The following is a 12,655-nucleotide window of genomic DNA, read 5'->3' on the forward strand; positions in this document are numbered from 1 at the left end:
ATATAGGTGAGCAATGAAACCGTGGTGTTGCCAGAGGAGGAGTGAATCAGGTGGGTAAACAGGAACGAATTTTGGTCGTAGATGACGAAGACCGAATCCGCCGTCTTCTCCGCATGTATCTGGAGCGGGAAGGGTATCTGATCGATGAGGCGCAGGACGGTGAAACCGCCCTTAGCAAAGCGATGGAGACGGATTATGATCTGATCTTGCTTGATTTGATGTTACCGGGTATGGATGGCTTGGACGTCTGTCGGGAGATTCGCGAAAAAAAAGCGACTCCGGTGGTAATGTTGACCGCCCGGGGAGAAGAGGGCAATCGAGTGGAGGGCTTCGAGGCAGGCACGGACGATTATGTTGTAAAACCTTTCAGTCCTCGGGAACTGGTTCACCGGGTGAAGGCAGTTCTCCGCCGATCTTCGGTGACGGCCTTCTTGTCAACGGAGACGGAAACCCATAATGTGATCGTCTTTCCCAACTTGACGATCGACCATGATGCCCATGAAGTCCGTGCCGATGGTGTGGAAGTCTCTCTGACGCCGAAGGAGTATGAGCTTCTCTACTATCTGGCCACTTCACCAGATAAAGTGTTTACGCGGGAGCAGCTGTTGAAGGATGTGTGGAACTACGAGTTCTTCGGCGATCTTCGGACAGTGGACACCCATATCAAACGGTTGCGCGAAAAGTTGAACCGCGCTTCACCGAAAGCGGCGGAGATGATCAATACCGTTTGGGGAGTCGGCTATAAACTCGAGGTGCCGAAAGATTGATCTGGAGAAGTGTCGTCGGAAAGCTATGGTTGACAATTATCGGATTGGTGACGCTGGTGCTGGTCGTATTAAGCCTGTTTTTAACGGAGCAGATCATCTCCACTTATTATCAGGCGGAGTTGGACAATATGCGACAGCTGGCCGACAAAGTCCGGGATACGCTGAAACAGTCGGACGATGGAGACCGGGCGGAATATCTCCGTCCGGTTTTAGATGTGGCGGAACTGTATGAAACCTACACCATCGTGCTCGGGCCGGACGGATCGGTCAAGCCGGTGGGTGCTTCCCCTAATGTTCCGGACATCCCGTGGCAAGATATCTTGGAGCAGACCGAGATCGACCAAGTGTTACAAGGGAAGCCGCAATCGCTGCGGACGCGGGTGATCGTGGATGAAAACGGGGAGTCTCCTTTTCCCTTGTTTAAAGACGAGGTATTGATGGTGGCGCTGCCCATGAAAAACGGGGACCAAGTGACCGGAGCAGTCGTCATGTACCGCACGGAGGGGCAGCTGTCCGAAAATCAGATTAAAAAGGTGATCTTTTATTCCGCTTTGATCGGCATTTTTTTGACCACCATTTTTGCCTTCTTCTTGTCGACACGGATCACCCAGCCCTTGATTCAGATTAAACGAGCCGCGGAACGGATGGCGCAGGGGCAGTTTACCGCCCGAGTTCCGGTTCGTTCCCATGAACGGGACGAAATCGGGGATCTCTCCCTCTCCTTTAACCGGATGGCTGCCCAATTGGAGGAGTCGGTTCACGCGCTGTCCCAGGAAAAAGAACAGTTGGCCAGCATTCTGCGGAGCATGGCAGATGGCGTGATCAGTATCAATGCGCAAGGAGATGTGATCGTCACCAATCCCCCAGCGGATGAGTTGTTGAAAGAATGGCGGGAAGAAGAGGGTGGAACAGAGTTACCCGCTCCCTTGGTCCGGTTTTTTCAACAAGTATTGGACGAGGAAAAAGAGGTATTTGGTGATGTTCGAGTGCACGGCCGTACCTGGGCTTTGGTGATGGCTCCGCTCTATGCCCGGAATCAGGTGCGGGGAGCGGTCACTGTCCTGCGTGATGTGACGGAAGAGCGTCGGTTGGATAAGTTACGCAAGGATTTTGTCGCCAATGTCTCCCATGAATTGCGGACGCCGCTGTCGATGTTACAAGGGTACTCTGAAGCATTGGTGGACGGGGTTGCTGCTAGTCCTGAGGATCAAAAAGAGATCGCCGAAGTGATCCATGACGAATCCCTTCGGATGGGGCGACTAGTCCGGGAATTACTGGATCTGGCCCGAATGGAAGCGGGTCATATCCAGCTGGAGATCTCGGAGGTTGATGTTTCCGAACTGACCCGACGGGTGATCCGCAAGTTTCAGACGATTGCCCGGGAGCAGGGTGTACAACTGAAGACGGAGATCCCTGATGACGCCGGTACGGCTCGGTGGGACGAAGATAAAGTGGAACAAGTGCTGATCAATCTGACGGATAATGCCATCCGACACACGCCGGAAGAAGGACAGGTGACCGTGTCGGTCACCCCTAATGAACAGGGAGTACAGTTAACCGTAAAAGATACGGGAAGCGGAATCCCGGAGGAGGATCTACCCTTTATCTTTGAACGTTTCTACAAGGCGGATAAAGCACGAACCCGCGGCCAAAGTGGAACTGGTTTAGGATTGGCGATTGTAAAACATATTGTGGAGTCCCACCAAGGTAGTGTGTCCGTGAAAAGTACCGAAGGAGAAGGAACCCAATTTTTGATTCACCTTCCCTGGGAGGGCACGCGCAACGGTTCATCATAGATAACCATCGTCTCCTGAGTATCGGAAGGGCTTCAGGCTGTCGAGATTGTTCGACAGCCCAATTTTTATTGGAATCGCTACGTTGAGCCCTTTGGTTCCATATCTCCGCGCTCGGTTCGTCTACATTCTCGTTGGTGAGGATGTTTTATATCGTCCATATCAACACATCTTTGGCTCCCTTGATTCGGGGGTGTCATGGACAGTAAAGGGGACAGGCTTCAAACTGGGTTGGAGACCCGTCGCCTCAGGACGGGATACATATTCACACTCACAAGGGGTCCGTAACTGTACCCATGCTCTCAAGGAAGCTTCGAGTCTTTGAAACAACAACTGAACGATAAAATCAAAGCCCTGAACAACAGGATCCAGGTGGATATGAAAGCCGTCGATCAGGCCACTCGTTCCTGAGTAAAATTTAAAACGCCAGCCTCCAACACGGGAGGAGGGCGTTTTTCATTGTCCTAAAAAACTTTTCAGTAGGCTTTTTTAGTGAAGTGGAAAGAGACTATCGAGCAAGCTTGGCAGACGCCGGAAAGCCGTTTGGGCTTCCTTACGGCCGGCTGAGGGGAAGGGCTGGGAAGAAGCTGCTGACAGCGACAGGAAAAAGATCGAACCATCTGCTTAAAGTTGTTAGATTTTTTGATATGGAAAGGCCAAGAGTGGTTTTGTGCCGTAAAAAAGCGTGGAGAAAGGATGAAGGGGGCTTTCTCCACGCTTTTGATTAAAAGGGGTTCCTTCTGTTACTTTTGCATGTCCGGCGGTACCTGTGGTCGCATAATCACTTGATTGTAAATCACTCCGGCCGGTGCGGTCACCATGGTCCAGATGGCCTCTGTCACCTGTTCCGCTGTAAGGGCGTAGGACTTGGGGTTCCGGAAAAATTCGGTTTGAATCGAACCGGGACAAATGGTGTTAACCTTGACCTCATCTTTTTTCAATTCTTGAGTGAGGACATCAGACAAAGCCATCAGCCCAAATTTGGACGCGCAGTAGCCTCCGCCTCCGGGAAAAGTGACGGTCCCGGCGACACTGGAGACGTTGACGATATGTCCTTTGGTATCTTTCAGGTGGGGGATGGCTGCTTTTGAAGTGAGAAAAGCCCCCTTCAAGTTGACATCCATCATCAGATCCCAATCCGCTTCCGACAGTTCATGGATTTGGCCAAAACGGCCCACACCGGCGTTATTGACCAAAATATCGAGCTTGCCAAAATGTTTTACGGTTTGGTCCACCATCGCTTCCACTCGATCCCCTTGGGTGACATCACAGGTGACCGCCAGCATTTGATCGGGATATTCTTGTGCCAGTTGTTCCAGTTGCTCCTTGCTGCGGGCAGCGATGGTGACTTGAGCACCACCTTCAGCGAATCGACGGGCCACAGCAGCGCCGAGCCCTTTGCTGGCGCCGGTGACGATTGCCGTTTTTCCCTTGAGGTCGGACATCGATAAAACCTCCTTCTGTTTGCTGATGCTACCTTTTTCACTCTACCTTAATGATAGGGGTAAAACAATAAACCATACCGCCGGCATACCGGCGGTACGGTAGATCACAGGTCGATAGCCTTCACATCATCAATTTCTTCCAGGTCTTTCAGCCGCTTCAGCAGCTCTTCAGACATCTGCTTATCCACATGTAGCATCATGATTGCGTGTCCGCCGACGTCTTTGCGCCCCACCTGCATAGTGGCGATGTTGACGCCCTGATCCCCAAGGATACTTCCCACCTGGCCGATAGCGCCTGGGCGATCGTGGTGCTGTACCAGGAGCAGATGACCTTCTGGTTGCACATCGACGGAGTAATCGTTGATTTTGACGATCCGGGATCCCAGCCCGTTGAGCAGGGTGCCGGAGACGGCGGTTTCCCCGTTGTCGGTTTTCATGCCCACGTGGATCAAATGGGTGAAACCGTGGCTGCGGGAAACTTTTTGCTCGGTCACCCGGATGCCGCGTTCTTTAGCCAGATGGGGAGCACTGACATCGTTTACGTCGGAAAGATAGTGGGAAATCGCCCCCTTCAGAATGATCCGCGTGAGCGGCGCTGTGTCCAGCTCGGCCAACTCTCCAGAGTAGGTGACTGTAATCTCCTCCAGGGCACCTTCTGTGGTCTGGACAGCGAAGCTGCCCAGTTTCTCCGCCAAGGTTTGATAGGGACGAAGCTTTTCTTGCAGTTCCGCCGGAATCGAGGGCAGGTTGACGGCGTTTTTAAAGGGTTCATCCCGTAAAATGTGCAAAATCTCTTCAGAGACATCGATGGCCACATTTTCCTGGGCCTCCCGGGTGGAAGCACCCAGATGGGGCGTGGCGATCACCTGGGGCAGGGTGAAAAGCGGGTGTTCGCCAGGGGGTTCCGTCTCAAAGACATCTAGCGCCGCACCGGCCACTTTTCCGCTCTGGATGGCGTCGTATAACGCCTGTTCACTGATGATCCCGCCCCGGGCACAATTGAGGATACGGACGCCCTCTTTCATCTTGGCAAAAGCTGCTTCATCGATCAGATGACGAGTTTCCTTGGTGAGGGGGGTATGGACGGTAATAAAATCCGCTTCCTGGATCACTTCTTCCAAGGATGCTTTATGCACCCCCATCTTTTTCGCCCGCTCTTCGGTCAAATATGGATCGAAGGCGATCACCTTCATGTGGAAAGCTTGTGCGCGACTGGCCAGTTCCGATCCGATTCGGCCAAGACCCACAATCCCCAATTTTTTGTTGTTCAGTTCCACGCCAACAAAGGCTTTACGTTTCCATTCCCCTTGAATGGTCGATTTGTACCCTTGGGGAATATTGCGGGCCAAGGAGATCAGCATGGCGAAGGTGTGCTCGGCGGTGGAGATGGTATTTCCATCTGGAGCGTTGACCACGAGGATCCCGCGAGCGGTGGCGGCGGGGATATCGATGTTGTCCACGCCGACACCGGCGCGTCCGATCGCCTTCAGCCTGCTTCCTGCTTCAATCACTTCCGCGGTCACTTGGGTCTGGCTGCGGACAATTAAGGCATCTGCCTCTGCGACTTCCGTCAGCAGTTCCGCCGGGGTCAGGTTTGTCTTTTGAACCACTTCGACATCTGAGGCCTCTTGCAACTTTTCAATTCCTTGTTCGCTGAGCGGGTCAGTGATTAACACGCGAAACACGAATCCATTCCTCCTCTGCGGCTTTCATTCCGGCTCCTGTCTCCACGGGAGCTCCGATGCGTTTGAGAGCAACTTCTAGCGCGGACAGGGTGCTCAACATATCCAAGGGATCGGCATAACCCATATGACCGATACGGAAGACCTTCCCTTTTAAGCGCTGCTGTCCCCCAGCGACGCGGACGCCCAGTTGACGTAGCTCTTTTCGCAGGTCCTCGACAGACCAATCAGCTCCCCCTTTGACCGCGGTCACAGTAGGGGAGGCGTCGCGGTTTTCTGTCAACAAGGGCAGTCCCAGTGCCTCAATCCCCTTTCGCAGGATGTCCCTCATGAGGCGATGGCGGGCGTACACATTTTCCAAACCTTCCTCCTCCAACATATTGAGCACTTCCTCCAGCCCAAAAAAGAGGGAGACGGCCGGTGTGTTCGGTGTGTTAGCTTTTTCCAGGCTTTTGCGATATTGCCTAAAATCCAGGTAGTAACGGGGATGGGTGTTCGCCTCCACCCTCTTCCACGCCCGGTCGCTCACCGCGGCAAAGGCGAGTCCCGGGGGAAGCATCAGCGCTTTTTGGGAACCGGTGACCAGAATATCGACGCCCCATTCCTCCGCTTTGGCAGGCGTTCCACCGATACAGCTTACTCCGTCCACGATGGTGAGAGCCTCCGTGTGTTCCCGAACCTCGCGGGCCAGTTCCGGGATCGGATTGAGCACTCCGGTAGATGTTTCGCAGAAGGTGAGAAAGACGGCTTTGACACGGGAATGCTGTTTCAGAAAATCAGCCAATTCTTCCGGTCGACAAGCTTTGCCCCATTCGATATCCAGGCGATGAACCTTAACCTGCATCGAGTCCAGGATTTGGGCGAAACGGTCCCCGAAGGCGCCGGACACGACAACGGCTGCTTCCTCTCCTTCAGATACCGTGTTGGCCGCGGCTGCTTCCAAAGCTGATGTTCCGCTGCCGGTCAACAGCAGGACGGGGTTCGGGGTGCCGAAAATGGGACGAAGCCGCTCGCTGAGGTCTTGAACTAACTGGGCACAGTCCGGATCCCTGTGTCCGATCATCGGCCTCGACATGGCCAGTTGGACCCGTGGCGGGACCGGAGTCGGTCCAGGAAGTTGTAGTCGATACTTTTCTTTTTGCATCAAGGTTTCTCTCCTCCTTATCTGTAAAAAGAAAAGCCTTTCATCCACACGCTGTCGTTGTGACAGGTGAGGGACGAAAGGCCGTGTTGCCACCCTCATTCACCCCGGCTTCACAGCTCGAGGTCTCAACGGGTTATTAACCCTGGGATAACGGTCCGCCGAATCCAGCCTAATTCCCCAGATACGGGTTTCAGCCGGTTGACTCCGGAGTGCTCCGCTGCGGACGAAACACCGATTCACAGCAACCATCGGCTCTCTGGAGTTCCGCCATTCGCAACTTGGCTCCATCATTGTCGATGGACTATGACGATTTCCTCAAAAAATGTTGTATTTACTCTAACACGGTAAAGCAGGGGTGTCAACAGGAGGAAGCCCTCAAATTCATGCCCAGGCTGGGTCCGGTTGTGATACCATGGCTATGCCGCAGGTTGCCGGGAGAGGAGGGAATGTGATTGAAAACAGATGACGCTGTAAATCGATCGGGACTGAACGAGCGGCAGCTGGAAGCGGTTTCTGTCGAAGATGGTTCTGTGGCAGTTTATGCAGGTCCGGGGAGCGGAAAAACCACCGTGCTGACGAACAGGATCATCTGGTTACTCCAACGGGGCGAACCAGCAGAAAATATGTTGGTGGTCACGTTTACCCGGGCAGCAGCGCGGGAGATGGAGGAGCGATTGGTACAACAGCTGGGACCGGTGCGGGGCCTTACAATTGGCACCTTCCACTCGGTCTTTCTCCGCCTGTTACGAGAGGTGGGGGTGGCGATTCCCCGGTTGCTGGATGACAGGGAGCAGACAGCGATGATCCGAAGGCTGTTGACGGAGATGGAACAGCCCGACGATGAAGAGGCGGTTGCCCATCAGCTGAGTCGCATCGGTTTTTGCAAGAGCAACCTGATCATGCCGGAACGGATGAAGGTGAAAAAAGAGCAGAATATCGCCTTTCGTCGTCTGTTCCTGGCCTACGAAGACAAGAAAGAACAACAACGGGTATGGGATTATGACGATATTCTCCTCCGTTTTTATCAACAGCTTCAAGGCTCGCCCGGGAATTTTCTGCGCGGGCGTTTTTCTCATATATTGGTGGATGAATTTCAGGATATCAACCGAGTGCAGTTTGAAGCGGTGCGCTTGCTTTTATCAGAAGAAGGGCATCTGTTTGCGGTGGGGGACGATGACCAATCGATATACGGCTTCCGGGGAAGCGATCCCCGATACATGATCGAGCTGCCTGATCGTTTCCCCGCATGCAGGCGGGTGGTCTTGTCGACGAATTACCGTTCCACTGAGCGTATCATCAAAACCGGGCAACAGTTGATCGCCCACAACCGCCACCGGGAACCGAAACGCTTACACGGGACGGGCATACAGGGGGAAGCTCCCCGCTGGTTGGAAGCTGCCGATGAAGAGGATGAGGCCCGACAGATCTTAAACCTGTTGCAAGATGGCCGAGAAACCGCGATTCTCTATCGGACCTCCACCCAGGCACGGGCGCTGATCGACGGTTTGGTCCGGGAGGATATCCCTTTTTCCGTGTCACCGGGGGATGCCGGCTTTTATCGGCGGTGGCAGGTTATCGATGTACTCAGTTACTTGAAGCTGGCTGAGAACCCCGATGATTTAGACGCTCTCATGCGGGTGATCAATCGTCCGAAACGATATCTGTACGGGGAAGAGTGGGTCGATTCCCTCTGGCAGTTGTCCCAAAGAAGCGGCGCTTCTCTTCTGGAGTCGCTCCCGCGTCTAAAGGAGCTCAAACCTTATCAAAAGAAGTATTTGCAGGAAATGGTCCGCCAAGTTTTATCCCTGAGAGGTCTTCCTTTATCGCAAGCGGTAAGTCGTGTGCGGCGGGAGATCGGTTATGATCATTTCCTCTCAACCATGGCCAAAGACTTGGGGCAAGACTTTGCTGCCCTTCTGGAACCGGTAGAGGAGTTGTCGGTGGCGGCGGAATCCTACACTGATGCACCTGATTTTTTAGCCCACATTCAAAAAGTGGAGCAAAGGATTCGACAACAGCCCTCTACATCTCAGGTCCACCTGATGACACTACATAAGTCCAAGGGACTGGAGTTTGAGCGAGTGATCTTGATCGGGCTTCACGGGATGGTGCTGCCACACCACAGAAGCCTCCAGGTACCTGAGAAACAGAAGGGGTGGGCTTGGGAAGAAGAGAGGCGGTTGCTCTATGTGGGGATCACCCGGGCCAAAGAGGAATTGGTGTTCGCGGTCAGCCGCACTCGGCAAGGAAAACGAGTGGGGCCTTCCCCTTTTTTAAAGGAGCTGGGTTTACCTGTTGCGGCGAAGTCTTCCCCTGTTCGCGATGAAAAACCCGTTTCTGAGCAAGATGCGGAGCAGCCTCAGTTGCGTTATGGTGGAGAACCGATCGCCGAAGGTGATCGGTTGCTCCATTCCCGCTGGGGCGAAGGTTTTGTCATCGGGTGGGAAACCCTCGGGGGAACGGCGCCGGGCCGTAAAGTCACCTTGCGTTTTGGGCGGGAGACGCGCAGCCTTCATTATGAACTTTCCCGACAGCTGGGGATTTTAGATAGGCCTTCAACATAAAAAAGAGCAGCGGAATTCATTTCGCTGCTCTTTTCTGATGGTTAACCTTGATAACGTTTCAGGCTGGCTTGATACAGTTCCTCCGCCGTGTCGGCTTCTTTCCAACCCTCGATTTTGGTTTCCTTGTTTTCGAGATCTTTATAGACCTGGAAGAAATGTTCAATCTCTTTCAGGATGTGGGAGGGAACGTCGTTTAAGGATTTGACGTGATCCCAGCGCGGATCTTCCACAGGAACACCCAGCAGTTTTTCATCTTTCCCTTTGTCGTCGCTCATTAGCAGAGCCCCGATTACTCGGGATTTGATGACGCACCCGGGAAAAGTGGGGAAGGTGGTCAGGACCAAAATATCCAAGGGATCCCCGTCTTCCGCCAGGGTGTTTTCCAGATACCCGTATTCCGTGGGATAATGCATGGGGGAATATAAAACCCGGTCCAGGCGGAAAACACCCTTCTCTTTGTCGTACTCATATTTGTTTTGGCTGCCTGTGGGAATCTCAATAAAGGCGTCTACTGTCAGTTCGTTTTGTGCCATGCGAGTACAATCCTCCTCAGCTTCATTTATGTAAACCCGTCAGGGTCCGACTCTAACCTATTGTATTCTCTTTTCCGTCCAGAATCAATTTGCACTTGCTCTATTTCTATCGGCTCCATGTTAAGATGGATAAGATCGAAACTTCTGTGTCAGGTGGGATTTTATGTCGGAACAAGGGGGAATCCATCGGATCAGCGCCCACAGCTTTGCGGAGAAATACAGCCGCGGAAAGCTGGAAAATGCCTTGCTGCTGGATGTTCGGGAGCCGAGGGAGTGGGAGGTTTATCATCTGGACGGGACGACGCTGATTCCTCTGCACATCCTTCCCGGCATGCTGGATCACCTCGATCCGGAACAGCCGGTTTATGTCTTTTGCGCCCACGGGATCCGCAGCTTACAGGCCGTCCAATGGCTGTACGAGTGCGGATACCGGCAGGTGTTCCATGTGGACGGCGGTTTGGCGGAAGTGATGCTTTATCTGGAGGGAAGGGGGGGGAGGGGAGAAATTTAAAAGCTTCCCTTTGCCCGGAATGGAATGGCGTTTAGCATTAATGAAGGCGTCCCCTCCTAGGGCGAAAACAGGAGAGAGGGAGGGAGAGGTTGCATGGAAGGAAACGGGGACAAACAACCATGGGATGGACGACTGCTCCTTTTGAATCTGTGCCTAACCCAGGTGTTGGTGGTTTTGCTGGCGGTGGGTTTGTTACTGGTACAGGGGCGTTTGGGGGTGGGACTGTGGACACCGGCTGGGGTGAAAATGTGGGTGCTTGGGCTTTTTATCGGTCTCACTGTGGTCGGATTGGATGGGCTTGTGTACCGGTTTTTACCCCGCTCTTGGACAGATGATGGGGGGCTGAACCGGATGTTATTTGAACATATGCCCGTCGGTTGGATTGCGATCGTTGCTCTGAGTGCGGCGTTGGCAGAGGAATTATTATTTCGGGGAGCGCTCCAGTATTGGTTGGGGATCGTCGGGAGCAGTCTGCTCTTTACGTTGATCCATTTCCGCTATCTTAAAAAATGGCTGCTTGTGTTGATGCTCTTTGGGATCAGCCTTGTTTTCGGGTGGATGACGGATTTCTCCGGGAGCCTCGTTCCCGCGATGTGTGCTCACTTTGTCATCGATTTTTTGATGGGGCTGTTGATCCGTTATGGCAAAGTTGGATAGCATGACAAGGGGAAGAGGAGTATATATTTATACAGAAGAGACGGAGAGGGGGGTTGGCGCTGTCCGGCATCTGGTTTCGCGGAGGGATCGGTTGGGTGGGATCGGTTTTGGCAGTTCTCTTTTTTCCCACTTCCCCGATGGCCGAGGCAAGCTTGTGGTATGTGATCGATTCCCAATTTTTGATCGCATGCGGATTGTCATGCTTATCCGCCTGGCAATTGGCTCGAGGCGGAGGCAAGGTTCTCTCCCGGCTGTTGTATCCACCTTTTTTGCGGAATCCCCGTGTTCGTCTTCATCTATTGCTGTTGGTTATCACGATTATCGGGGGGACCGCGTTTCTTTCCTTTCAGCTGCCTGTCCCGGGCGCAGTTGCGGTGCTTTTTTTTACTGGCAGAGAAGCGCGGGCCTGGTGGAAGAAACGAAAAGCACTGGAATCGATCCGGTATTCTTGACAATATGAGTGGATCGTTATAAAATAATTTAGTACCGGTTTGCGGAGAGGTGTCCGAGCGGCCGAAGGAGCACGATTGGAAATCGTGTAGGCGGTGAACACCGTCTCGAGGGTTCGAATCCCTCCCTCTCCGCCACTATTATGGCGGCGTAGCTCAACTGGCTAGAGCGTACGGTTCATACCCGTAAGGTTGGGGGTTCGAGACCCTCCGCCGCTACCACGCCATCCTAGGATTTAGGGGCATGGTACCATCCGGATGCCCCTGTATATCCGTTGAATTGAAGAGGGAATCCGGCTGACAAAGTCTCGGGGTTCTTTTTTTTATATTTTTGATCCAATCGGCGCCATGTTGAATAGGTGCATGGACAGGGATTTTTGTGTATGATGGGTATAGCTAGAAGGAAAAAGGAGACCTGACGCGTAACGAACGATGCCTCACCCTCATACGCTGTATTGTGCGGGTCTCCAGCGAGGGAGGGTAAACCATGCGTGTCGAGCGACTCAGTCGAGATAAAATCCGCTTTTTTTTATCCATGGATGATTTGATGGATCGGGGAATTGAAAAGGAAGATATGTGGCGGGACATACCGAAGGTACATGAGCTGTTTAACGATATGATGGATCAAGCATACCAGGAACTCGGTTTTGAAATCTCCGGTCCTGTAGCTGTTGAGGTGTTCGCCCTGCCGGCGCAGGGGATGGTGGTCGTGGTCACGCGAGGCCGGGTCCCTTCCCCCAGCGACCTTGATGAGTTGGATGGCGATGATATGTACGAATTGGAAGTGACTTTGGAGGAGAGTGACCAGGTCATCTTTCAGTTTGATGATTTTGAACACCTTGTACAGGCGGCAGGCAGTGTTCGTTCTCTGCTTGGCCCACTTGGTAGGGTGTATGCTTATCATGACCGGTATTATCTGGTCCTCGACACTGATATGGAAAATGAAACCCTGCAAAAGGGGATTGCAGTTCTGTCTGAATTCGGAGAAGTTGCCACTGTCACCGAACATGTTTTGCAGGAATATGGAAAAACGATTTGGGACCAGGGAGCTGTCGAAGAGATTGTCCGTTACTTTGCCTGATCCCATTGGCAAATGATCGCGGCCCTGAC

11 protein-coding genes and 2 tRNA genes are annotated in these 12,655 nt (G+C 53.1%); 9 read left to right on the forward strand and 4 right to left on the reverse strand.

Translation table 11 applies throughout. The features are described 5' to 3' along the window. The first annotated feature begins 50 nt into the window (after window positions 1-50). Both BLP91_RS07455 and BLP91_RS07460 read left to right on the forward strand, forming a co-directional pair. The gene (locus BLP91_RS07455; protein ID WP_245662195.1) at window positions 51-767 is read left to right on the forward strand and encodes a response regulator transcription factor; all 717 of its coding nucleotides are present in this window, start codon (window positions 51-53) and stop codon (window positions 765-767) included. Continuing rightward, window positions 764-2,563 (forward strand): ATP-binding protein, encoded by a 1,800-nt coding sequence (locus tag BLP91_RS07460; protein WP_091568426.1) that lies wholly within the window; start codon window positions 764-766, stop codon window positions 2,561-2,563. The genes BLP91_RS07455 and BLP91_RS07460 overlap by 4 nt, the downstream gene beginning before the upstream one ends. A 740-nt stretch (window positions 2,564-3,303) precedes the next feature. Here BLP91_RS07460 and BLP91_RS07465 read toward each other — a convergent pair. From BLP91_RS07465 to BLP91_RS07475, 3 genes are all read right to left on the reverse strand, one after another. Continuing rightward, entirely contained in the window at window positions 3,304-4,005 is a 702-nt protein-coding gene (locus BLP91_RS07465; protein WP_091568429.1) for an SDR family oxidoreductase, read from the reverse strand. A 104-nt stretch (window positions 4,006-4,109) separates the two neighbouring features. Then, a complete protein-coding gene (serA, locus tag BLP91_RS07470) occupies window positions 4,110-5,690 on the reverse strand; it encodes a phosphoglycerate dehydrogenase (RefSeq protein ID WP_091568431.1) in 1,581 nt (526 codons plus the stop codon). Then, window positions 5,668-6,831 (reverse strand): pyridoxal-phosphate-dependent aminotransferase family protein, encoded by a 1,164-nt coding sequence (locus BLP91_RS07475; protein ID WP_091568433.1) that lies wholly within the window; start codon window positions 6,829-6,831, stop codon window positions 5,668-5,670. The genes serA and BLP91_RS07475 overlap by 23 nt, the downstream gene beginning before the upstream one ends. Before the next feature lie 452 nt (window positions 6,832-7,283). On the opposite strand from BLP91_RS07475, the gene BLP91_RS07480 reads away from it, so the two are divergent. After that, the gene (locus BLP91_RS07480) at window positions 7,284-9,395 is read left to right on the forward strand and encodes an ATP-dependent helicase (protein ID WP_091568436.1); all 2,112 of its coding nucleotides are present in this window, start codon (window positions 7,284-7,286) and stop codon (window positions 9,393-9,395) included. Between the two features lie 41 nt (window positions 9,396-9,436). Here the strand turns inward: BLP91_RS07480 and BLP91_RS07485 are convergent, their stop codons facing one another. Next, complete coding sequence (locus tag BLP91_RS07485) at window positions 9,437-9,928, reverse strand: inorganic diphosphatase (RefSeq protein ID WP_091568439.1); 492 nt, start codon at window positions 9,926-9,928, stop codon at window positions 9,437-9,439. A 163-nt stretch (window positions 9,929-10,091) separates the two neighbouring features. Here BLP91_RS07485 and BLP91_RS07490 point away from each other — a divergent pair, with 163 nt between their 5' ends. The 6 genes from BLP91_RS07490 (at window position 10,092) to BLP91_RS07515 (ending at window position 12,626) form a co-directional block, all read left to right on the forward strand. Beyond that, window positions 10,092-10,439, forward strand: coding sequence for a rhodanese-like domain-containing protein (locus tag BLP91_RS07490; RefSeq protein ID WP_091568441.1), 348 nt, complete (start codon window positions 10,092-10,094; stop codon window positions 10,437-10,439). A gap of 93 nt (window positions 10,440-10,532) precedes the next feature. Continuing rightward, on the forward strand, window positions 10,533-11,096 hold the full coding sequence (locus BLP91_RS07495) for a CPBP family intramembrane glutamic endopeptidase (RefSeq protein WP_091568444.1): 564 nt from the start codon (window positions 10,533-10,535) through the stop codon (window positions 11,094-11,096). Window positions 11,097-11,149: 53 nt separating this feature from the next. Next, window positions 11,150-11,548 carry a hypothetical protein gene (locus BLP91_RS07500; RefSeq protein ID WP_091568447.1) on the forward strand — a complete coding sequence of 133 codons (399 nt, stop codon included), beginning with the start codon at window positions 11,150-11,152 and terminating at the stop codon, window positions 11,546-11,548. Between the two features lie 43 nt (window positions 11,549-11,591). After that, window positions 11,592-11,683, forward strand: a tRNA-Ser gene (locus BLP91_RS07505). A gap of 7 nt (window positions 11,684-11,690) precedes the next feature. Continuing rightward, window positions 11,691-11,767: transfer RNA gene (locus tag BLP91_RS07510), tRNA-Met, on the forward strand. 265 nt (window positions 11,768-12,032) lie between these two features. After that, window positions 12,033-12,626: a genetic competence negative regulator gene (locus tag BLP91_RS07515; protein ID WP_091568449.1), complete on the forward strand. Its 594-nt coding sequence runs from the start codon at window positions 12,033-12,035 to the stop codon at window positions 12,624-12,626. Window positions 12,627-12,655 lie beyond the last annotated feature (29 nt).

This window comes from Melghirimyces thermohalophilus (assembly GCF_900102685.1).
Taxonomy (GTDB): Bacteria; Bacillota; Bacilli; order Thermoactinomycetales; family DSM-45169; genus Melghirimyces; species Melghirimyces thermohalophilus.